Origin of the sequence: Streptomyces vietnamensis (assembly GCF_000830005.1) — a bacterium.
Taxonomy (GTDB): domain Bacteria; phylum Actinomycetota; class Actinomycetes; order Streptomycetales; family Streptomycetaceae; genus Streptomyces; species Streptomyces vietnamensis.
The window spans coordinates 3152087-3173072 of record NZ_CP010407.1; the positions used below are offsets into that span (position 1 = coordinate 3152087).

General features: G+C 73.7%; 18 protein-coding genes and 1 tRNA gene. 1 reads left to right on the forward strand and 18 read right to left on the reverse strand.

Translation table 11 applies throughout. The annotated features are described in order from the left end of the window. Window positions 1–22 precede the first annotated feature (22 nt). From SVTN_RS13955 to SVTN_RS13980, 6 genes are all read right to left on the reverse strand, one after another. A complete protein-coding gene (locus SVTN_RS13955; protein WP_041129385.1) occupies window positions 23–685 on the reverse strand; it encodes a response regulator in 663 nt (220 codons plus the stop codon). Then, window positions 616–1920 carry a sensor histidine kinase gene (locus SVTN_RS13960; RefSeq protein ID WP_041129386.1) on the reverse strand — a complete coding sequence of 435 codons (1305 nt, stop codon included), beginning with the start codon at window positions 1918–1920 and terminating at the stop codon, window positions 616–618. The genes SVTN_RS13955 and SVTN_RS13960 overlap by 70 nt, the downstream gene beginning before the upstream one ends. Before the next feature lie 602 nt (window positions 1921–2522). After that, a complete protein-coding gene (locus tag SVTN_RS13965) occupies window positions 2523–4184 on the reverse strand; it encodes an AMP-binding protein (protein ID WP_041129387.1) in 1662 nt (553 codons plus the stop codon). A 78-nt stretch (window positions 4185–4262) separates the two neighbouring features. After that, complete coding sequence (locus SVTN_RS13970) at window positions 4263–4856, reverse strand: lytic polysaccharide monooxygenase auxiliary activity family 9 protein (RefSeq protein WP_041129388.1); 594 nt, start codon at window positions 4854–4856, stop codon at window positions 4263–4265. Between the two features lie 129 nt (window positions 4857–4985). Further along, entirely contained in the window at window positions 4986–6434 is a 1449-nt protein-coding gene (locus tag SVTN_RS43200) for an SPFH domain-containing protein (RefSeq protein WP_425428970.1), read from the reverse strand. 904 nt (window positions 6435–7338) lie between these two features. Continuing rightward, on the reverse strand, window positions 7339–8949 hold the full coding sequence (locus SVTN_RS13980) for a peptidoglycan-binding protein (RefSeq protein ID WP_041129389.1): 1611 nt from the start codon (window positions 8947–8949) through the stop codon (window positions 7339–7341). A gap of 184 nt (window positions 8950–9133) precedes the next feature. Between SVTN_RS13980 and SVTN_RS13985 the strand changes: the two genes are divergently transcribed. Then, window positions 9134–9207: transfer RNA gene (locus tag SVTN_RS13985), tRNA-Lys, on the forward strand. Between the two features lie 271 nt (window positions 9208–9478). On the opposite strand, the gene SVTN_RS13990 is transcribed toward SVTN_RS13985, so the two are convergent. The 12 genes from SVTN_RS13990 to SVTN_RS14045 form a co-directional block, all read right to left on the reverse strand. Further along, a complete protein-coding gene (locus tag SVTN_RS13990) occupies window positions 9479–10150 on the reverse strand; it encodes a class F sortase (RefSeq protein ID WP_425428971.1) in 672 nt (223 codons plus the stop codon). Next, complete coding sequence (locus tag SVTN_RS13995) at window positions 10147–10767, reverse strand: hypothetical protein (protein WP_041129390.1); 621 nt, start codon at window positions 10765–10767, stop codon at window positions 10147–10149. The genes SVTN_RS13990 and SVTN_RS13995 overlap by 4 nt, the downstream gene beginning before the upstream one ends. A 74-nt stretch (window positions 10768–10841) precedes the next feature. Then, complete coding sequence (locus SVTN_RS14000) at window positions 10842–11621, reverse strand: HAD-IIA family hydrolase (RefSeq protein ID WP_030691536.1); 780 nt, start codon at window positions 11619–11621, stop codon at window positions 10842–10844. Between the two features lie 89 nt (window positions 11622–11710). Beyond that, window positions 11711–13249, reverse strand: a complete 1539-nt coding sequence (locus tag SVTN_RS14005) for an alkaline phosphatase family protein (protein WP_041129391.1) — start codon at window positions 13247–13249, stop codon at window positions 11711–11713. 162 nt (window positions 13250–13411) lie between these two features. Beyond that, a complete protein-coding gene (locus tag SVTN_RS14010) occupies window positions 13412–14470 on the reverse strand; it encodes a 2-aminoethylphosphonate ABC transporter substrate-binding protein (RefSeq protein ID WP_041129392.1) in 1059 nt (352 codons plus the stop codon). Between the two features lie 14 nt (window positions 14471–14484). Next, the gene (locus tag SVTN_RS14015) at window positions 14485–15282 is read right to left on the reverse strand and encodes an ABC transporter permease (RefSeq protein ID WP_041129393.1); all 798 of its coding nucleotides are present in this window, start codon (window positions 15280–15282) and stop codon (window positions 14485–14487) included. Further along, window positions 15269–16147, reverse strand: a complete 879-nt coding sequence (locus tag SVTN_RS14020) for a 2-aminoethylphosphonate ABC transporter permease subunit (protein WP_041129394.1) — start codon at window positions 16145–16147, stop codon at window positions 15269–15271. Before SVTN_RS14020 ends, SVTN_RS14015 begins: the two co-directional genes overlap by 14 nt. Further along, entirely contained in the window at window positions 16140–17192 is a 1053-nt protein-coding gene (locus tag SVTN_RS14025) for an ABC transporter ATP-binding protein (protein WP_041129395.1), read from the reverse strand. The genes SVTN_RS14020 and SVTN_RS14025 overlap by 8 nt, the downstream gene beginning before the upstream one ends. Beyond that, window positions 17189–17866, reverse strand: coding sequence for a phosphonatase-like hydrolase (locus tag SVTN_RS14030; RefSeq protein ID WP_041133879.1), 678 nt, complete (start codon window positions 17864–17866; stop codon window positions 17189–17191). The genes SVTN_RS14025 and SVTN_RS14030 overlap by 4 nt, the downstream gene beginning before the upstream one ends. Before the next feature lie 17 nt (window positions 17867–17883). Beyond that, entirely contained in the window at window positions 17884–19020 is a 1137-nt protein-coding gene (locus SVTN_RS14035; protein WP_041129396.1) for a TIGR03364 family FAD-dependent oxidoreductase, read from the reverse strand. A gap of 132 nt (window positions 19021–19152) precedes the next feature. After that, a complete protein-coding gene (locus tag SVTN_RS14040) occupies window positions 19153–19911 on the reverse strand; it encodes a GntR family transcriptional regulator (RefSeq protein WP_041129397.1) in 759 nt (252 codons plus the stop codon). A 50-nt stretch (window positions 19912–19961) separates the two neighbouring features. After that, the gene (locus SVTN_RS14045; RefSeq protein WP_041129398.1) at window positions 19962–20858 is read right to left on the reverse strand and encodes a hypothetical protein; all 897 of its coding nucleotides are present in this window, start codon (window positions 20856–20858) and stop codon (window positions 19962–19964) included. Between the last annotated feature and the right edge of the window lie 128 nt (window positions 20859–20986).

Sequence of the window (20986 nt, forward strand, 5' to 3'; positions counted from 1 at the left end):
AAGGCCACGCGCGCCACGCCCGTCACGCGCGGAGGTAGGTGAGGACGGCCAGGACCCGGCGGTGGGTGTCCTCGGCCGGGGGCAGGTCCAGCTTCGCCAGGATGTTGCCGATGTGCTTGCCGACGGCGGCCTCGGTCACGACGAGGCGGCGGGCGATCGCCCCGTTGGAACGGCCCTCCGCGACCAGGCCCAGGACCTCCCGCTCGCGCGGGGTCAGCGCCTCCAGGGGGTCCCGGTGCCGGCGAAGCAGCTGGCGTACGACCTCCGGGTCGACGACCGTGCCGCCGTCCGCGACCCGGGCCAGGGCGTCCGCGAACTCCTCCACCTGCCCGACCCGGTCCTTCAGGAGGTAGCCGACGCCGGTGCCGTCGCCCGCGTCGAGGAGATCGGCGGCGTAGCTGCGCTGCACGTACTGGCTGAGGACCAGGACCGGCAGGGCGGGCCGCTCGGCGCGGAGCGCGACCGCCGCGCGCAGGCCCTCGTCCTGGAAGCCGGGCGGCATCCGGACGTCGGTCACGACGATGTCGGGCTCGTGGGCCGCGACCGCCTCGCGCAGGGCGTCGGCGTCGCCGACGGCGGCGACGACCTCGTGGCCGAAGCGGGCCAGGAGTCCGATCAGTCCCTCCCGGAGGAGGACGCCGTCCTCGGCGAGGACGACACGGAGCTTGCGGTCGGTGCGGGACACGGGATCTCCACTCGCAGGAGGGTCGGCCCGCCCGGCGGGCTCATGATCGTCAGTGTGCCATCGAGGACGGCGATCCGGTCGGCGAGTCCCGTGAGACCGGAGCCGCGGGCCGGGTCGGCGCCCCCGTGCCCGTCGTCCTCGACGTCGAGCCGCAGGACGCCCTTCGCGTGCCGGGCGGTGATCCGGGCCCGGCGGGCGCCGCTGTGCCTGCCGATGTTGGCGAGGGCCTCGCAGCCGGCGAAGTACGCGGCGCTCTCGACGGCGCGGGGCAGCCGGGGCAGCGCCTCGGCGTCGGTCTCGACGGGGACGGCGGAGCGGTCGGCGGCGTCGGCGAGCGCCGGGCCGAGCCCGTAGTCGGCGAGGACCTGGGGATGGATGCCGTGGATCAGCTCCCGCAGCTCGGTCAGGGCCTGCCCGGCCTCCTCGTGGGCCTTCGCCAGCTGCTCGGCGAGCGGGCCGCCGGGCGGGGCGTCGAGCCGGGCCAGGCCCAGGGTCATGGTGAGGGCGACCAGGCGCTGCTGGGCCCCGTCGTGGAGGTCGCGCTCGATGCGGCGCCGCTCGGCCTCGAAGGCGTCGACGAGCCGGGCGCGGGAGGCGATGACCTCGCCGATCGCCTGCTTCTCGGTCTCGCGCGGGGTGAGCAGCGCCCGGGCCAGGGCGGCGCGGGCACCTGCGACGGCGGCCAGCGGGTAGGCGAGGGCGACGAGGAGGACGGCGCCGAGGAGGGCGACGGCGAAGGCCTCCGGATAGGAGGTGACCAGGTACGCCTTGACGACCTTGGCCTCGTGGCCGTCCACGGCCAGCTGGAAGGGGGCGCTGAGGAGTGCGACGGGCAGCCCGACGCCGACGGCGAGCGCGAGGAGGTCGAGCGGCCACAGGACGGTGGCGAGCAGCAGGGCGTACGCGAGCTCCCGCCAGGTGGCCTGCTCCTTGGTTCGGGTCCGAAGCCAGGCGGCCAGACCGGGCGCGGTGGGCACGCGGTGCGGGTCGGGTGCGGGGTCGAGGTCGACGATCCTCGTCCGGAGGCGCTCGACGCGGCCGAGAGCGATCCCGGAGAGGAGGAGCGGCGGCAGCCCGACGAGGACCAGCGAGAACACCCCGAGCACCAGGAACAGGGCCCCGGCGGCGGCGCCGAGGACCGCACCGGACGCGAGATACCCGACGACCCGCCAGGGCCAGGCCCCGAGGGGAAACCGGGGGCGGGTGAGTGCCTGCCAGGGGGTACGGGGGTTCATGGGGGCCAACGGTAGGACGGGGTCGGTGGGTGTGCCATGGCCCTGGGGGGCGCGGCGGGGGTAGGGCTGGACCTACCGCCGGGTGCGGCGCCCACGCCTGTTGTGGGCCTGCGTTCCGCTGGGGCGGTGCCCACCCGCCCGGGGCGGTGCCCCCGCCGCCCCCGTTGTGGGCCTGCGCCCGCCGTTGTGGGCGCCTCGTGCCGCCCCGTTGTGGGCAATCGTTCCGCTGGGGCGGAACGGGTGGGCACAACGGACCCGCGCCCTGCCGGCGCCCGAGGCTTCCGCGCCCGAACCCGCACCGGGAGCGCGCCGCGGCGGTGGTGCGGGCCCAGGCGCGGAACGCCTAGGCCCGGCTGGGGGCGCCGTCCCGTGTGCCCACCCGTCCCGCCCCAGCGGGACGATTGCCCACACGGCGGGGGGGCGCCGCCCGGCCGGGTGCGGGCCACACGGGGCGGGGCGAAGCCCCGGGCGGGGGCGCCGCCCAGCAGGGCGCGGGGCCACGCGGGCGGGCGAAGCCCGGATGCGCATCGCCCAGCCGGGCGCGGGCCCGCACGGCGGTGCGCGCCGCCCGCCGGGCGCGGGGGCGCGCGGTGGAGGGCGGTCTACGTGGGGGGTCGGGCGTGGCGGTGGTGCTCCTCGTCGAGCGTCGCCGTCTGCTGCGGGGTCAGGGGCTCGTACGAAGAGCCCGGAGTCGGACGCCACCACACCGGGTCCTCGCAGTGGAAGGCCTCCCGGCGGAGGGCCACGCGGTGGATCTTGTTCGTGGCCGTGAGGGGCAGCTCCCGCATCACCCGGACGAAGCGCGGCGGCATCTTCGTGCCCAGGTCCGCCTGGGCGGAGAGGAAGGACGCGAAGGCCGTCGGGTCGAAGGCCTCCCCCTCCCGCAGGGCCAGCGCCGCCATCACCTGGTCCCCCGCCACCGGGTCCGGCACCGCGTAGACCGCGACGCCCGCCACCCGGTCCCAGCGCGCCAGGATGTGCTCGATCATCGCCGCGGCCAGGTTCTCGCTGTCGACCCGCAGCCGGTCGTCCGTACGGCCCGCGAAGTACAGGAAGCCGTCCGCGTCCCGGTAGAAGAGGTCTCCGGTCCAGTACCAGCCGCCGCGCAGCCGGGCCGCCTCCGCCTCCGGGTTGCGCCAGTAGCCCTCGAAGGGCGAGCGGCCCCGGTTGACCAGCTCGCCGACCGCCTCCGTGGCGTTGAGGAGCCGGCCGGTGGGAGAGAAACGGGCCGGCGGGCATTCCTTCCCCGTCTCGGAGGAGACGACCGCCAGGTCGTCGCCCGGTGCCGCCCGGCCTATCGCGCCCGTCGGCGTGTCCGGGGTCCGCTGGATCGCCGCGCCGCCCTCGGAGGAGCCGTACCCCTCCACGAGCGGGACGCCGAAGCGTTCCCGGAAGCGGGCCGCGTCCACCGCCCCCGCCTCCGTGCCGAAGCCGAGCCGCAGCGGGTGGGCGCGGTCGTCGGGTCCCGGCGGGGTGGCGAGGAGGTACTGGACGGCCCGGCCCACGTACGTGAAGTAGGTGGCGCCGAAGCGGCGTACGTCCGGGAGGAAGCGGGAGGCCGAGAAGCGGGCCCGCAGCGCCACCCCGGCCCCGGCGGCGAGCGCGGGCGCCCAGTCGGCGATCACGGCGTTGCCGTGGAACATCGGCATGCAGATGTAGTGGACGTCGTCCCGGCCGACCCCGAAGTGGGAGACGAGCGAGGCGCCGGCGGCCGCGAGCCGCCCCTGGCTGCACAGGGCCGCCTTCGGCGCGCCCGTCGAACCGGAGGTGAAGGAGAGCAGGAAGCGGCTGTCAGGGCGTACGGGGCCGAGGGTGGCGTCCCCCGGCCGGGCGCCCTCGTACGGGGCGAGGAGTTCCCCGTACGCCTCGGTGTCCGTGACCAGGATCCGTACCCCCGGCAGCGCGAGGCCGTCCAGGAGCGGCAGGTGGGCGCGCTGGGTGACGAGGACCCGGCAGGCGGTGTGCCGGATGTCGCGGGCGAGTTCGGCGCCGCGCCGGGTGGGGTTGATCCCGGCGACGGCGGCCCCCGCGAGGGCCGCCGCGCTGAGCCAGAGCGGGTACTCCGGCGTGTTGTCGAGCAGGACGCCGAGGTGCGGCTCGCCCCCCGGCACGGGTGGCATCAGGTCCACGAGCAGCGCGGCCCGCGCGGCGGCGCCCGCGGCGACCTGGTGGTGGGTGAGGGTGTGGTGCTCGTCCCTCAGGCCGGTCCGGTGGTCGCCCCATTGGCGCCGTACGAGCTCCGCGACGGTGTCCGCGCTCCTCATGGGCCGGACTGTAGCTGACGGTCAATCAGAACTGAACCGCCAGAACGAGACGTCGGAACGAGACGTCGGAACGAGACGTCAGAACTTGACGTCCGAGCAGGCGTAGAAGGCGTTCCCGGTGTCCGCGATCGTCCACACCGCCAGGATCAGGTGCCGGCCCGTCTTGCCCGCCGGGATCGTCCCGGAGTGCGTGAGCGTCGACGGCGGCTGCTGGTTGTTGTAGGGGATGGTCAGGAACGGCTGGGGGTCGAGGTCCGCCCGGGTCAGCGCCTTGGTCCCGGTCCAGCCGTTCTTGGTGATGTAGTAGCGGAAGTCCGTGGTGGCGTGGCGGGCGGTGAACTGCCACCGGAAGCCGTAGCTCTGGCCGGCCACGAGCGTCGTCGTCGGCCAGGCACCGCCGCGGGGGTCGTCGAGCTGCGCGAAGCGGGAGTTCCCGCCGGCGCAGATCTTCCCGTCGGCGGGGCCCGCGGCCGGGAAGCCCTTGGGCCCCTCGACCGACTGCGGCTCCCACTGGATGTCGCCGCAGTTGCTCACGGTGCCGTTGGCGCAGAGCTTCTGACGGCTGATCGGCGCGTCGGTGTAGCCGTGGCTGCCGGCGGTGCCGGTGGCGAGGACGGTGGCCCCGGCGATGCCGAGCGCCACCACCGCCGCCCCGAGTGCCTTGTTGCGCATGCTGTCGCTCCTGGAGAACGTGGGGAGTTCCTTGGGGCCGTGCGCGCGCGTACGGGGTGCTGCTTCACGTGCGTTTTGGTCTGGACCAAGTATCAAGGTAGGGAGGGAAGTCGGGCATGTCCATCCCCGTCACGCACCCTCCACGGGACCCGTCCTGCCCGTGTAGAACGCCACCGTCAGGTCCTTGACCAGCGCCTTGCGCTCGTAGTCGTCCAGCTCCACCAGACCACGACTGGTCAGCCGGTGGACCACGTCGTCCACCGCGTCCACCACCGAGGTCAGGACGCTGTCCCGGTGCTTCGCGTCGATCGCCGCGATCCGGCGCCGGCGCATCGCCGCCGCCACCTCCGGCGCGTACTCGATGCGCGTCGGCTGCGCCGAGAACACGTCCACGCCGACCGGGGCGCACTCCGCCGACAGCATCCGCGTCAGGGCCTCGCCGACCGCCTCCGCGTCCCGCAGCGTCGGCGCGTCCTCGTGGAACGCGTCCGCCGGAAGCTGCGAGAGCACCCGGGCCATCGCCGCCTCCACCTGCTCCCGCAGGTAGTCCTCGTGCCCCTCGACCCCGAGCGACGCCCGGACCGTGTCCCGCACCCGCCACACCACCAGGACGGTCACGTCCAGCGCGGTGCCCTTCGCGTCCACCGCCGACAGCGGCTCGCTCCGCCAGTGCCGCAGCCGGACGTCCACCCGGCGGCGCAGCAGCAACGGGCTGATCCACACCAGGCCCGTACGGCGGACCGTGCCGCGGTAGTCGCCGAACAGGGTCAGCACCCAGGCGTAGCCGACCCGGCCGCGGCTCAGACCGCCCAGCGAGAACAGGGCGAGCACCACGCCGAGGGCCAGCAGGGCCCACTGCCCGAGAGGAATGCCGTGGTACGGGCGCGCCGGCAGCCGCAGCATCCGCGCGGCCTCCGCGGGCACCGCCCCGACCCACCACACGAGCGCCGCGCACCAGGCGACCGCCAGCGCACCGGCGACCACCCCGACCCATCCGGGCAGCACCGGCCCGGGCCGCTCGACGAGAGCGGGATCGGCGGTGGGCGCGGGCCGGGAGGCGGCGGCCTGCGGGCGGGGCCTGGACTGCGGCTGCGGCTGCGGCTTGGGCTGCGGCTCGGCCTGGACCTTCGACGGGGCCGGGATGGCGGGCTTGCGGCCCGCCGCCGGCGGGGTGGGGGCGGGCATGGAGACGGTGTCGGGCCCCGGGTCGTCGCCCGCCGCGCCGGGGACGGCGGACTCCGGGCCGTCCCGGAAGAGCAGGTGCACCGGGATCGAGCCGGTGGTCTCGGCCCCGATCACGTTCTTCCGCCGCGCGACCCGCACCACGGCGGCGACGGGCACCGCGACGGCTCCGACCCTCGCCCCGCTGATCCGCCCGAAGTCGAGCGCACGGTCGGCCTCGCCGGCGGGGCGGTCGCCGCCGAGGGTGGTCGCCCCGGCGGGGGAACCGACCGGGGCGGGCCCGCCCGGTCGGGCCCCCGACGGGACGGGGGCCGGTTCCCCGGTCGGCGCCGTGCCGGAGGCGGGCCCTGGCGTGGGGCCCAGTTCGGCGCCGGACGCGGCCCTGATGGGAGGCACCGGCGCCGGGGCGGACGCGGAGCCCCCCGGGGGCGCCGACGCCGTACCGGACGCGGGCGCGGCCGGAGCGGGCGCGGGAACGGCGGAGGTCGCCCCCGGCGCGCCCGCCGCGACCCCCACCCGGGTCACCGGAACCGCACCGGACAGGGAACCGGCCGGGGCCGCCCCCGGCCCGTCCGCCGGCCGGGCCACCGGCGTCACACCGGACACGGGCCCCGCCGGGACCGCACCCGGCACCGACCCGGCCCGGGTCGCCGGCTCCGTACCGGACGTGGGCACGGACACTGGCGTGGCTGAGGCCGCCGCCGGCGCACTCGCCGTCCGGGCCACAGGAGCCGTCGGGGCGGACGCGGACACCACCGAGGTCGCCCCCGGCGCACCCCCCGCCCGGGCCACCAGCTCCGCACCGGACACGGGTCCCGCCGAGGGCACCCCCGGAGCACCCGACACCGGCCCGACCCGGGTTGCCGGCTCCGTACCGGTCGCGGACGCGGACACCGTCGAAGTCGCCCCTGGCGCAGGCGCGGCAAGCGCCACCGCGCCGGACACCGGCCCCGCCGGGCCCTCCCCGGGCACAGTCCCTGCCGAGGTCACCCCCGGCTCACCCGCCACAGCCCCCGCCCGGGCCACCGGCTCCGTACCGGACGCGAGTCCCGCCGGGGGCGCACCCGACCCCGCCGGAGGCGCCGGCGTCGGGCCCGGTGTCGTGCCGGGGGCCGGGCCCGGGGCCGGTGTGCGTTCCGGGGTGGTCGGGGGGTGGACCGGCTCCGGTGGGGACGTGCGGGGGAGGGTGCCGTCCGTCAGGCGTCTGGCCGTGCGGGCCGCGTCACGCGAGGCCGCCGCGCCGGAGTCCGCGGGGTTCGGGGTCGATGCCGTCATTCGGGTCCACCTCATGCTCTCGGGGTCATCGGAACAAGCGCCGCCAGGTCTCCGGGCCCGGGTAGCCGTCGGCCGCTCCGCCGCGCCAGCCCTGTGCCCGCTGGAACGCCTCGACGTTGCGGCGGTCCGCCTCCGTCCAGCGCGGACCGGGTCCCGACAGGTAGTGCTTGCCGAAGCCCCGCTTCACCAGTTGTTTGCCCAGCTTCTCCACATATGCGTTGGATTGCCCCGGACGGAAGTAGCCACGCCCGGGAAACCCCGTCGCATTCGTGCTCGAACCGCCCGAACCACTCGAACCGCCGATGTCCTTGCCCCCGCCGGCCACGAGGAGCGCCCACGTCTGCGGTCCGGGCAGGCCGTCCGCCTCCTTGCCCTTCCAGCCCTGCGCGAGCTGGAACGCCTGGGTCGCCCGCCGGTCCGCCTCGCCCCACCTCGGGCCGGGCCCCTGGCTGTAGAACTTCTTGCCGCCGCGCGCGACGAGCAGGTTCCCGAGCTGGGTGACGTACGCGTTGTTCGCGCCCGGACCGAACATCCCCGTCCCCGGGTACGCCGCCGACTCCGTGGGCTCCGCCCCGCTGCCGGTGCCGCCGCTCACCACGCCCTTGTAGCGGTAGGCCACGTACCGGTCGGAGTTCTCCCAGTACGCCATCGGCGTCGCCTGCTTCCGCGTGCGCGGCTTCGTCTGCTCGTAGGCGATGTAGGAGGTGTGGGTGTAGTCGGTCCAGCCGCCGAAGATCGTGACGTGCGAGCCGCGGGTCGGGTTGGCCGGGTTGTGGAAGAGCAGGATGTCGCCGGGCTGGAGCTCGGTGCGGTCGATGCGTACGGCGAAGCGGTCGAGGCTGCCGGTCCACTCGTTGCTGCTCAGGTTCCAGGCCATGGAGATGTAGCCGGAGCAGTCCTGGCGGTACCCGTCCGGCCAGTACTTCTCCATGGAGTACGGGACCTGGGCCGCGACCCACGTCTTGGCCCGGTTGATGATCTCCGCGCGGGTCGTCTTCCGCAGCGTCTCCGTCGAGATCTGACTGGTCGTCGGGACGGCGTCGGGGGTCGGGGCCGAGCCCGGTCCCGGCGCGCCGCCGTGCAGCGGCCCCCGTCCGCCCTGCGGGGTCTCGGGCCCCGGCCAGGGCGAGTCGGGGGAGCCCGCCGAACCTGCCGAACCCATCGAGCCCGCCGAACCCGCCGAGCCCACCGAACCCGCCGAGCCCGCCGAGCCGACGGACCGGGATGTCGCCGGGGCCCACAACACCGCCGGGTCCGCCTCCACCGGGGCCGCGCCCGACCGACCCGCCTCCACCCGGCCCGCACCCGACCGGCCCGCCTCCGTTCGGCCCGCACCCGGCAGACCCGCCTCCGCCGGGCCCGCGTCCAGCGCGTCCACGTCCAGCGCGTCCGTCGGAGCCGGTGGGATCGGCGGGGTCGGCGGGCCGGTGAGGGCCGTCGCCGCCCCGGCCCCTCCCCCGCCCAGGACCACGCCCGCCGCCGTCACCAGGACCAGCGCGCGGCGGGCGCCGTGCGCCGCCGGGTGGCCGCCCGACCGGACGGGCAGGCCCAGGGCGAGGTCGCGCCGCTGCCGGGCGCAGCCCGGGCAGCCGCAGTCGGCCGCGGGTTCGAACTCCTCGAAGACCGGCACGCTCATGCGATTCCCCTCCACACTCGTCAAGATCTTTCTGGCCCTTGTTTCGGGCGTCAGTGTCTCAACTGTCTGGACAAATCGCATTTTGACGGATCGAAGGCCTGATACGACCATCCGACAGGCCGGAGGCGACCGGTATTGGTCAGGAGCACCCCCTCACGTCAGGTAGAGTTCTCTTTGTCAGCAGGCGCCGCTAGCTCAGTTGGTTAGAGCAGCTGACTCTTAATCAGCGGGTCCGGGGTTCGAGTCCCTGGCGGCGCACGCAGAGTCAAGACCCCCTCGCCATAAGTGAGGGGGTCTTGATCTTTATCCGGGCTTTTCGCCCCAACTACCGTCCGTCGTCGGCCAGTTACGCCGCATCCCTGGGCCGGGCGGGGGCAGGGCCTCTACAGTGTGCGGAACCCCGACCTCCCGTGGCGGCACCGGGCTCCTCCCGCGGCCCGTGAGCCCCGCGGTCGAGGACCGGCCCGGTCGGCGGCGGCCCGGGACGCGCCCCGCCGACCGCGCCCCGGTCCCACCCGTGCGCAGGACCTCAGGCGCCCGTCCCCGTCAGGTACGCCGAGACCACCACGTTCGCCGTGTACGTCCCCGCCGCCCGGTCGAAGGTGCCGCCGCAGGTGATCAGGCGCAGCTCGGCGCGGTGGGAGTCGCGGGCCCCGTAGACCTTGCCCGCGTCGAAGTCCTCGCGCGGGAAGACCTGGACGTCGTCGACGGTGAACTCGGCGACCGATCCGTCCGTCCGGGTGATGCGGACCTTCGCACCGGGGCGGGCGGCGCTCAGGCCGTAGAAGACGGCCCGGCGGGTCGCGGTGTCGACGTGGCCGACGAGGAGGGCGGCGCCGGCCGCGCCCGGCCGGGTGCCGGAGCCGAACCAGCCCACGGTGTGCGGCATCGCGTAGGGCGGCGGATCGATGGCGCCCGTGGCGTCCAGGCCGCGCGCCACGACGGGCGCGCTGATGCCGAGGGAGGGGATGTCGACCCGCCGGGGTTCGAGGGGCGGCAGCGGGTCGTGGGCCGGGGGCAGCGGTACGCCGAGCGGGCGGCCGACGGCGGCGATGTCGCCGGTGGTCGGCGCGGAGCTGCCGCCGGGTCCTTCGGTGGCCTCGCGGCCCCAGAGCCAGAGCCCGGACAGCAGGAGCGCCCAGGTCACGCCGGTGACGAATCGCCCGGTGCCCGTCGGGCGGGTGCCGGACGGCACGGTCACCCGCCGTCGCTGCCGGTGGTGGTGCCGGTACCGGTGTGGCGGCGGGAGCTGCGGAAGGCGACCGCCACGGCGGCGACCGCGGCCATGCCGAGGCCGAGCAGGGTGTACGGGGTGCCGAGGCCGCTCTCGGAGGTCGTCTGGGCGACGCCGGGGGCCGCCGGTGCGGCGAAGGCGGCGGTGCCTCCCCCGCCGGCCCGGACCGGGGCGACCGGGGTGGCGTGGTGCGTCGGCTGGTGGGCCGACTGGTGCGCGGGCTCCTGCTGGTGCCGGATCTGCACGGTGCCGACGTCCGGGTGGTCGTGGCCGTCGCAGACCACGCTGACCTTGTACGTACCGTCCAGGAGGCCCGACCTGATCGTGGTGTCGCCGAACAGCGGGTCGCCCCCGCCGTCCCGGCCGGTCAGCTCCGCGTCGGCGACGAACGCCGGGGACTTGGCCGCGCCGGTCGTGCCCTTGCAGCCCTGGACGCGGACGTCGACGTCGGCGCCGGGCGAGGCGGTGGACGGGGTGACGGTCGCCTTCACCCCGTCGTGGGCGTACGCGCCACCGGCCGCCGGTGCCAGGACGAGCACCAGGGCCGCCCCTGCGGCACGGAGAGCAATGGGACCTGAACGCATCGTGACCTCCTGATACTGGCAGGGTCACCCGGATCGGCGCTTCTCGCATCCGCAGGGGCTGGACGCCGTGCCCCTTACACGCGGTCGACGAGGTCCGCGATCGACTTCACGACCTTCGACGGGCGGAACGGGAAGCGGTCGATCTCCGCCTGCGTGGTCAGACCGGTCAGGACCAGGAAGGTCTGCATGCCGGCCTCGAGACCGGCCAGGATGTCGGTGTCCATCCGGTCGCCGATCATCGCGCTGGACTCGGAGTGGGCGCCGATCGCGTTGAGGCCGGTGCGCATCATGAGCGGGTTCGGCTTGCCCGCGAAGTACGGCTCCTTGCCGGTGGCCTTCGTGATGAGGGCGGCGACGGAGCCGGTGGCCGGGAGCGGGCCCTCCAGGGAGGGGCCGGTCTCGTCGGGGTTGGTGCAGATGAAGCGGGCGCCGGCGTTGATGAGGCGGACGGCCTTGGTCATCGCCTCGAAGGAGTACGTACGGGTCTCGCCGAGCACCACGTAGTCCGGGTCGTGGTCGGTGAGGACGTAGCCGATGTCGTGGAGGGCCGTGGTGAGGCCGGCCTCGCCGATGACGTACGCGGTGCCGCCCGGGCGCTGGTCGTCGAGGAACTTGGCGGTGGCGAGGGCCGAGGTCCAGATGTTCTCGACGGGGACTTCGAGTCCCATGCGGGCGAGGCGGGCGTGCAGGTCGCGGGCGGTGTAGATCGAGTTGTTGGTGAGGACCAGGAAGGGTTTCCCGGTCTCCCGCAGCTTCTTGATGAACGCGTCGGCGCCGGGGATCGGCACGCCCTCGTGGATGAGGACGCCGTCCATGTCGGTGAGCCAGGATTCGATCGGCTTGCGCTCTGCCATGGGTGCGGGACTCCTGCCGTACAAACGTGACGAACGTGCGGTGTGCTGGGGGCGACGCGACGACGCTGTGGCGACGCCCCCAGCGTAGGTCAGGAAGTGCTGATCTTGACCCCGTCGATCGTCCAGTACCAGTTGTTGGAGCCCGTGTAACGGAAACGGAAGCTGACGTTCGAGGCCCCGGCCGGGACGGCGACCGTGACCGACTGCGGCTGTGAGACGACGTCGGCCGTGTAGCTCTTGACGACCGTCGGCGTGCCGCCGTTGAAGCTCACCAGGATCTGGGCGGTCTGCGGCGCCTCCTGGCGGTAGAAGGTGGTGAAGTCGAGGGTGACGCGGGCGGCGCCGGTGACCGCGTACGCGGGGGTGACCAGCGTCGAGTCGTACGTACCGGAGAACGCCTTGTCGGCCCACTCGTCGGAGTCGGCGACGGCGAAGACGCCCCGGGCGCGGACGTTGAGCTCGCGGGACTGGTCGCGCTGGGTGCGGGACCAGAACTCGTCGGTGGCGAAGGACCAGCCGCGCCACTCGGTCATGCCGCCGGTGCCCATGGCGTTGTTGATGACGGACCAGCCGCTGGGCGCGGTGTGGGTGAAGCCGAGGACGCCGGCGGGGATGCCGGTCTCGTCGACGCGGCCGGAGAGGGACGGGTAGAGGGCGTCGAAGGGGTCGGTGGATCGCTCCTGGATCGGCTTGCCGTCGAGGCCCCAGGAGGGGTCGGGGACGATGCCGAGCTGGTGGAAGACGGTGGCGGCGACGTCGACGAGCCGGGTGTCGATGGGGCGGGCGCCGGCGGCGATGCCGGGGCCCTGGGCGAGGACGAAGGTGCGGCGCTCCTCGATGCTGGAGCCGCCGTGGCCGCCCGGGTCGGTGTGGCCGTGGTCGGTGGCGACGATGACGGTCCAGCGCTCGTCGGCGTAGGTGGGACGGGCCTGGATGGCGGCGAGGAGCCGACCGAGGTAGCCGTCCTGGACGTCGATGGCGTCGGTGTACTTGGGGCTGGCGGCGCCGTAGTTGTGACCGATCTCGTCGGTCTCGCCGAAGTAGACGAAGAGGACGTCGGGGTTCTGGTTGCGGAGGACGTCCTCGGTGATGTCGGTGATCGTGAGGTCGTTGACCGCGTAGTCGTTGTTGTAGACGAGCTTGGCGTCGGCGCCGGGGGTGACGGTGCCGTACGTGTCGAGCTCGGGCCAGTCGACGGCGGCGAAGAGCGAGAGCTCGGGCCGGACCTGGTTCAGGCGGGCGAGGAAGCCGGGGTACTGGCCGTAGTTGCGGCCGGCGAAGGTGTTGTCCTTCACGCCGTGCTTGTCGGGCCAGACGCCGGTGGAGATCGTCGACCAGCCGGGCCCGGAGAGGGTGCCGGCCATCGGGTTGGCGTAGAGCAGGGAGCGGCCGTAGGTGCCGTTCGCCATCAGGGACTTGAGGGTGGGGGCCTTGGCGGCGTCGATCCGGTCGTACCGCAGTCCGTCCATGCCGACGAAGAGCACCTTGTCCTGGCTGGTGCCGTTCGGGAGCGTCGGGGCGGTGGCCGCGAGGGCGGCGGGGGCGGTGGCGAGGCCGGTGGCGGCGACGGCCGCGGTGGCACCGGCGGCGGCGAGCACGGTGCGGCGGGAGATGCCGGTGATCGGCATGTCGGAGTCCTCCGTCAGGGGGTCGATAGGGGTGCGAACGCGCGTCAACGCCCCTGATTTCTCAGGGGCGTTGAGCTTCGGTCCGTACCCGTTATCTTTCCGCGATGTTCGGAGGCTTTCCAGGGTCGTACGGTGAACTCTTGGCTGCCGATCGGCGGCCGATCAGCTTCCGGTCGCGGACTTCCACGCGTCGACGTACGCCGCGAGGTTCTTGTCGATGTCGGCCCAGTCCGGCTCGAAGACCTCGACGCCGTTCATCAGCTTGGCCAGTTCGATGGCGTTGGCGTCGGTGGTCTTGACGTCCTTGCGGGCCGGGAAGCCGCCGCCGATGGCGCTGACCTCGCGCTGGGCGCCCTCGCTCAGCATGAAGTCGAGGAGCTTCTTGCCGTTCTCGGTGTGCGGGGCCTTGTTCACCAGGCCGGCCGCGTACGGCAGGGCGAAGGTGGTGGGCTTGCCGCCGTCCTTCGCCGGGAACCAGATGCCGAGGTTCGGCATGGACTTGGCCTGGGCGAAGTTCATCTGGACGTCGCCGTTGGCGACGAGGAGTTCGCCCTTGTCCACCTTGGGGGCGAGCTTGGAGGTGGAGGAGGACGGGCCGACGTTGTTGGCCTGGAGCTTCTTCAGGTACTCCATCGCCGGCTCCTTGCCGCCGAAGTCGTGCATCGCCTTGATGAGGACGGCGGTGCCGTCGCCCGCGACGCCGGGGGTGGAGTACTGGAGCTTGTCCTTGTACTTCGCGTCGAGCAGCTCCTCCCAGGTCTTGGGCGCGGCCGGGAGCTCCTTCTTGTTGTGGACGAAGCCGAAGTAGTTGTTGACGACGGAGGTCCAGGTGCCGTCGTCGGACTTGTCGGCGCCGTCGACCTGGTCGGCGCCCTTCGGCTCGTACGACTGGAGCAGGCCCTTGGAGCCGGCCTGCTGGATGAAGGGCGGCAGGGTGACGAGGACGTCGGCCTGGGTGTTGGACTTCTCGCGGAGGGCGCGCTGCACCATCTCGCCGGAGCCGCCCTCGACGTACTTCACCTTGATGCCGGTCTGCTTCTCGAAGTCGGCGAAGACCTTGTCGTACCAGCCGTCGCCCGCCTCGCCCTTGAGGCCGTCGGCGCTGTAGACGGTGACGACCTTCTCGGTGGAGGCGTCGGAGGAGCCGCCGCAGGCGGTGAGGGTCGCGGCGAGGACGAGGGCGCCGGTGACGGCGGCGACCGGCTTGGCGTACGTACGCATAACGTTGTTCTCTCCTAGCGGTACGAGGCTTTGGTACGGATGCGGGAGACGGCCAGCAGGGCGAGGAGCGTCGCGGCCATGAGGACCACGGCGAGCGCCGAGCCGGTGAACAGGGAGCCCCGGTCGGTGGCGGTGAAGATGAGCACCGGCAGCGGCATCCAGTCCGGCGGGTAGAGCATCATCGTGGCGCTGAGCTCTCCCATGGACAGGGCGAAGCAGAGCCCGGCGGCCGCGTTCAGGGACGGCAGCAGGAGCGGGAGCTTCACCCGGAGCAGGACGTACGAGGGACGGGCGCCGAGACTGGCCGCCGCCTGCTCGTACATCGGGTCCAGGCGCCGGATGGCCGCCGAGACCGACTGGTGGGCGAACGCCGTGACGAGGACGGTGTGCGCGAGGATCACGATCCAGCGGGTGCCGTTGAGGAGCACCGGCGGCTGCGAGAACGCGACGAGGACGGCGAGGCCGACGACCACGGACGGCACGGCGACCGGCAGCATGAACAGGGCGTCGAGGAGCCTCTTGCCCTTCTTGCCGAGCGCGGCCGCGGCGAGCGCCGCCCAGGTGCCGACGGTCAGCGCGATCACGCTCGCGGTGACGGCCGTGACCAGGCTGGTGGTGAGCGCCTGGAGGGACTCGCCCCGGGTGGCCGCCGCGTAGTGGGCGGTGGTCGGCCCGGAGGGGAAGGCGCCGGACCAGTGGGTGGAGAACGAGGCGGCGAGGATGACGAGGAGGGGCAGGGCGAAGAGCGGGACGAAGAAGACCGCGAACAGGGTCCAGGCCGTCCACCTGCCCGTACGGCTATGCACCAGCACGGCGGCTCACCCCCCGGTAGAGGACGTAGAGGCCGACCGAGAGCGCGACGTTGACGACGGCGACGACGCAGGCGGCGGCGTAGTCGGATTCGAGGATGGCCTTGGAGTAGACGAGCATCGGGAGGGTCGTGACGCCCTTGGCGCCGGTGAAGAGGACGATCCCGAACTCGTTGAGGCACATGACCAGGACGAGGCTGCCGCCGGCGGCGAGCGCGGGCAGCGCCTCGGGCAGGATCACCTGCCGCACGATCCGCAGCGGCCGGGCGCCGAGCGAGGACGCCACCTCCAGCTGGGCGGTCTCCATCTGCGAGAACGCGGCGAGGAGCGGGCGCATCACGAACGGGGTGAAGTACGTGATCTCGGCGAGGAGGACGCCCCACGGGGTGGTGAGGAAGTGGAAGGGCCCTTCGGCCGCTCCCGTGACGTCCGTCCACAGCCCGTTGGCCATGCCGACCGTGCCGTAGACGAACAGCAGGGCGAGCGTGATCAGGAAGGACGGGAAGGAGAGGAAGACGTCGATGAACTTCGACACCGCCTTCCCGCCGGGGAAGGGCACGAACGCGATCACGAGCGCGAGCACGAAGCCGAGGACGAGACAGCCGACGGTGGCGGCGACGGCCAGCCACACGGTGGTGACGAGCGCCTCGCGGAAGGAGGCGGAGGCGAACACCTCGGCGTACGCACCGGGGGCGAAGGACTCCTGGACGACGAGGGCGAGGGGGTAGAGGAAGACGAGCGCGAGGACGGCGACGGGAGGGAGAGCCCAGAGCACCGTTGTGGGCAATCGTCCGCCAGGGGCGGAACGGGTGGGCACAACCCCCGGTGCGGCCCGCCGTTCCATGAGGCCTGTGCCGGGACTAGCCATCGTTCACCCCTGCGGCCAGCAGCACCGCGTCATCGGGCGCGAAGTGCAACGTCACCTCGGTACCGAGCGCCGGCGTCTCCTTGAGCTCCCGTACGTCCGCCTTGACGCGGTGCCCGCCCACTTCGACGTACAACCGATGGGTGGAGCCGCGCCACTGGACCTCGACGATCCGGCCCCGGAGGGGGTTCGGCCCGGGGCCGAGGCCCACGAGGTGGGGCCGGACGCAGAGGGTGGCGGTCGCACCGGGCGCGGCCTCGGAAGCCGGCACCTCCAGCTCGACGCCCTCGAAGGTGACCCCCTTCGCGGCCACCGTCACCGGCAACAGGTTCGCGTTGCCGACGAACGACGCCGTGAACTCCGTACGGGGCCGCCGGTACAGGTCCTGCGGGGTGCCGCAGTCCTGGAGCCTGGCCTTGTCCATGACGGCGATCCGGTCGGCGAGGGTCAGCGCCTCGACCTGGTCGTGGGTGACGTACAGGATCGACACGTCCGGCAGCTCGCGGTGGAGCCGGGCCAGTTCGGCGAGCATCCCGGAGCGCAGCTGGGCGTCGAGCGCGGAGAGCGGCTCGTCGAGGAGGAGCACGTTCGGGCGGATGGCGAGGGCCCGGGCGATGGCGACGCGCTGCTGCTGGCCGCCGGAGAGCTCCCGGGGGTAGCGCTGGGCGTAGGCCGCCATGCCGGTCATCTCCAGGGCCTCGGCGACCCGCCCCGGGATCTCGCCCTTCGGCACCTTCTGGGCCTTGAGGCCGAAGGCGACGTTGGCGTCCACCCTGAGGTGGGGGAAGAGGGCGTACTGCTGGACGACCATGCCGATGCCCCGCTTGTACGGCGGGAGCGCGGTGACGTCACGGTCGCCGATGAACACCCGCCCGGAGGCCGGCCGGACGAATCCGGCGACGGCCCGCAGCGCGGTCGTCTTGCCGGAGCCGGAGGGGCCGAGGAGCGCCATGACCTCGCCGGGTTCGACGGTCAGGTCGAGGTTGTCGAGGACGGTGTTGCTCCCGTAGGTGACGGTGACGCCGTCGAAGCGGATGCCGCTGGTCATGCCCCGTACGCCCCTGTCAGGAACGGGAGTTCCGCGACCGAGGCGAGGACGTGCGTGGCGCCGTGCTCCTTGAGCGCGGTCTCGTCGTGCGCGCCGGTGAGGACGCCGGCGACGATCCCGGCGCCGGAGCGGACGCCGCTGAGCATGTCGTACGAGGTGTCGCCGGCGACCACGATCTGCCGGACGTCGTCGACGGCTCCGGTACGGAGGAAGGCGGCGAGGACCATGTCCGGGTAGGGCCGGCCGCGGCCGCCCGCGTCCGCCGGGCAGAGGGTCAGCTCGACGAGGTCCCGCCAGCCGAGGGCGTCGAGGATGGCGTCCTGGGTGACGCGGGCGAAGCCGGTGGTGAGGACGACGGTCCGGCCCTGGTCCTTCAGCTGGGCGATGGCCTCGGCCGCGCCGGGGACGGGGGCGATGAGGCCGCCGGAGACCAGCTCTCCGTACGCGGCCTCGAAGGCGAGGTTGGCCTGCTGTGCGCGGGTCTCGTCGCCGCCGAAGAGGTGGCGGAAGACGGAGATCTTGGACTCGCCCATGGTGGCGCGGACGTAGTCGATCATCGTGGCGGGGTCTTCGCCGAGGCGTTCGGCGGCGGCCGTGAAGGCCTGCTCGACGAGTCCGCCGTCGGCGACGGTGGTGCCGGCCATGTCGAGGACGACGAGGTTCATGTCGGTCATCTGCTTCTTCACGGTGTTCACCAGCCCAGTTCGTTCGCGGTCGTCTCGGCGATGGCGGGCGAGCAGGTCATGCCGCGGCCGCCGGGTCCGGTCACCAGCCAGACGCCGTCGCGGACCCGCTGGCGGTGGACGACCCGGCTGGTGTCGACGCACTGCGCGTACACCCCGGCCCAGCGGCGCCGGATCTTCGGCAGCGGGCGGCCGAGGAAGGACTCGACGACGCGGGTGAGGTGCTCGTAGGGGTCTTCGAGGGTGTCGAAGGCGAAGGGGTGCTCGTACTCGTGGGTGTCGCCGATGGTCAGTCCGCCGTCGAGGCGCTGCACCATGAGCAGCTGCATCTTGTGGGCGGCGGCGGTCGGGTCCTGCGCCTGGCCCTCGTTGAGGGCGTCGAGGGCGGGGGACGCGTACGCCGGGTAGTAGCGGAAGGAGTCGGCGTCGGCGACGGAGGTGGTGAGCGGCTCGCCGAGGGGTTCGGTCTGCATCATCTGGAGCCGGACGCGGCGGACGGGTATCTCGCCGGCGACCTCGCGGACGAGGCCGGAGAGCCAGGCGCCGGTGCACAGGACGACGGCGTCGCCGGTGTGGACCTCGCCGCGGTCGTCGCGGACGGCGCTGCATCCATTGCTGTTGGCTCCGACGACGTCCCGGACTTCACGGTTGGGGAGGAAGGTGTAGCGGCCCGTGGCGAGGAGGGCCTCGCGGAGGGCGAGCTGGGCGAGGCGCGGCTCGACGGCCGCGTCCCGCTCGCACCACAGGGCGGCCTCGAACGCGCCGCGCAGGGCCGGGTTGACCGCGCGCGCCTCGGCGGCCGTGAGGAGCTTGTAGCCGCGGGCGGCGGCGTCGGGGCGGGCCACGGCGGCCTCGGCGACGGCGAGTTCGAGCTCGTTCCGTACGGGGGTGAGGGAGCCGATGGCCCGGAAGCCGAGGCCGGGGACGCGGGCGCCGATGCCCTCCCAGAGTTCACGGGCGCGGAGGGCGGTGTCGAGCTCCTCCCCGCCTGCCCGTCCGCTCACCCAGATCTGGCCGAAGTTGCGGAGCGAAGCCCCGCGCGCCTCGGCCTCGCGCTCGATGTGTACGACCTCGTGGCCGCGTTCCACTGCGTGCCAGGCGTGCATGGTTCCCACCACGCCGGCTCCTACGACGATCACCTTCATGACGACGACGGTCGCGGGATCGGGTGGACCGGACGGATCCGGCGGACGACGGGACGGTGAACGGACCGACAAGCTTGGACCAGACCCGTTATCGTTCCGTTACCGATCGAGGGGCTCCGGCCTGGCGTGCGATCAGCCTTGCCGCCCCAGGTGGGTGGTGAAGCTGAACCGGTCGCCCCGGTAGAGCGTGCGGACCCGCTCCAGGGGCTGCCCCGCCGTGTCCCGGGAGACGCGGTGGATCAGCAGCATCGGCAGCGCCGGCGGCGTGCCGATGAGCAGGGCCTCGCGCGGGGTCGCGAGGACGGTCTCGATGCGTTCGTCGGCGTCGCCGAAGGAGATGCCGAGCCGGTCGTGGAGGTAGGCGTAGAAGGAGGAGTCGGGGTCGAACTCGGTGTCCAGGCGGGGAGCGCGGGCCTCGGAGACGTACGTGGACTCCAGGCCGACCCGCTCGTCGTCGGCGAGCAGGACGCGCTCCATGTGCCAGACGGGCTCGCCGCGTTCGGCACCGACCTCGGGGGCGAGCGCCTCCGGGCAGGGGAAGCGGTCGAGCGAGATCAGGCTGCGGCCGGGGCGGCGGCCCTGGCGGCGGACGCCCTCCGTGTAGCTGGCGAGCGAGAGGGGCTGCTCCAGCTTGGGTCCCGCGACGACCGTGCCCCGGCCCTGGCGGCGCAGCCGCCCCTCCAGGAGGAGTTCGCGCAGCGCCTGCCGGACGGTCTCGCGGGACACCTCGTACCGGACGGCGAGGTCGCGCTCGGTGGGCAGCAGCCCGCCCTCCCCCAACTCGTCGACCATCAGGGCGATCTTGGCCTTGACGGCGTAGTACTTGGGGACGCGACCGTGCTCGGGGATGCCGGAGCGGACGGGGGCGCCGGGGCTGCTCTGGTAGTTCATCCGGGGATGGTCGCAGACGGGGATGAACGGGAAGGTGTACGGAGCATGGCTCAGCGGTGCCGACGGCGGCGGGCGGCCCGGACGAGGACGGCACCGAGCAGGACCAGGCCCGCGGCGATCGGGGCGAGGACGTACAGGTACGCCTCGGACTCCCGTCCCGTACTGGCCAGTTCGGTGTCCGGTGCGATGCCGGCGGGGTCGGCCGGGGCCGCGGGGCTCCGGGTGGCGGACGCGGTCGGGACCGGCGGGCGGGGCTTCTTGACGGGCGGCGCCGGGGGGGCGGGCGGACGGGGTGTGTCAGGTGCGGTGGAAGTGGGGGCGGGGGTGGGGATGCGGGTGGGGGTGCCGGGATCGGCGGGGCCCACGGTCAGGCGGTAGTCGCCGGACTCGCCCACCCAGTCGCCGTCCTCGCCCCGGCGCTGGACGACCGCCGCGTTGACGACGACCTCGTCGGGTGCCGTCTCCACCTCGAACGTCAGGCGTACGGGGACGGTGAGGGTCCGGCCCGCGGGCACCGCGAAACCGCCGAAGCCGGTGAACGCGCCCACGTTCTCGGCCTCCTCGGTCGCCTCGAAGGTCACCGGGCGCCAGCGCGCCGACCCGGCGTCGTAGAACTCGAACCGGATCTGCTCCGGGCGCAGGGCCCGGTCGCGGTCGGTGAGGACGAGCACCGGGTGGATGTCCGAACAGGGGGCGTCGGTGGTGTTGGTGAGGTCGAGCTTCAGGGCCTGGAACGGGCCGCCGGCCGGGTAGTCGGACGGGCCGCCGTGGATCCGGGTGTCCAGCGGGAAGCCGCCGTCGGCCGGGGTTTCGCAGGTGGGGGCGGTCGGGTCGGGGGCGGGGACGGCGGAGGCCGGGGCGGCGATCGCGAGGGAGGCCGCCGCCGCGGCGGCCACGGTCACGGTCACGGCGCGGACGCCGCACAGGCGCAGGGGGGCGGGTGCCATGGGGCAGTGCCTTTGCTGCTCGCGGGCGTGGGGACGGCGGTGACACTGCCAGGTGGGAGGGGGCGGGCGGGGCAGCGACACCGGGGGCTCCCCCGTTGGGGCCGCTAGATCCGCCCGATCAGCCTACT

What these genes read in the sequence shown, in the direction of transcription:
- SVTN_RS14035 (WP_041129396.1), bottom strand. Translation starts at nt 19,020, where the DNA reads ATGAAGGTGATCGTCGTAGGAGCCGGCGTGGTGGGAACCATGCACGCC.
- SVTN_RS14020 (WP_041129394.1), bottom strand. Translation starts at nt 16,147, where the DNA reads ATGGCTAGTCCCGGCACAGGCCTCATGGAACGGCGGGCCGCACCGGGG.
- SVTN_RS14040 (WP_041129397.1), bottom strand. Translation starts at nt 19,911, where the DNA reads ATGAACTACCAGAGCAGCCCCGGCGCCCCCGTCCGCTCCGGCATCCCC.
- SVTN_RS13980 (WP_041129389.1), bottom strand. Translation starts at nt 8,949, where the DNA reads ATGAGCGTGCCGGTCTTCGAGGAGTTCGAACCCGCGGCCGACTGCGGC.
- SVTN_RS14010 (WP_041129392.1), bottom strand. Translation starts at nt 14,470, where the DNA reads ATGCGTACGTACGCCAAGCCGGTCGCCGCCGTCACCGGCGCCCTCGTC.
- SVTN_RS14005 (WP_041129391.1), bottom strand. Translation starts at nt 13,249, where the DNA reads ATGCCGATCACCGGCATCTCCCGCCGCACCGTGCTCGCCGCCGCCGGT.
- SVTN_RS13970 (WP_041129388.1), bottom strand. Translation starts at nt 4,856, where the DNA reads ATGCGCAACAAGGCACTCGGGGCGGCGGTGGTGGCGCTCGGCATCGCC.
- SVTN_RS13965 (WP_041129387.1), bottom strand. Translation starts at nt 4,184, where the DNA reads ATGAGGAGCGCGGACACCGTCGCGGAGCTCGTACGGCGCCAATGGGGC.
- SVTN_RS13995 (WP_041129390.1), bottom strand. Translation starts at nt 10,767, where the DNA reads ATGCGTTCAGGTCCCATTGCTCTCCGTGCCGCAGGGGCGGCCCTGGTG.
- SVTN_RS14000 (WP_030691536.1), bottom strand. Translation starts at nt 11,621, where the DNA reads ATGGCAGAGCGCAAGCCGATCGAATCCTGGCTCACCGACATGGACGGC.
- SVTN_RS13960 (WP_041129386.1), bottom strand. Translation starts at nt 1,920, where the DNA reads ATGAACCCCCGTACCCCCTGGCAGGCACTCACCCGCCCCCGGTTTCCC.
- SVTN_RS14025 (WP_041129395.1), bottom strand. Translation starts at nt 17,192, where the DNA reads ATGACCAGCGGCATCCGCTTCGACGGCGTCACCGTCACCTACGGGAGC.
- SVTN_RS14045 (WP_041129398.1), bottom strand. Translation starts at nt 20,858, where the DNA reads ATGGCACCCGCCCCCCTGCGCCTGTGCGGCGTCCGCGCCGTGACCGTG.
- SVTN_RS14030 (WP_041133879.1), bottom strand. Translation starts at nt 17,866, where the DNA reads ATGACCGACATGAACCTCGTCGTCCTCGACATGGCCGGCACCACCGTC.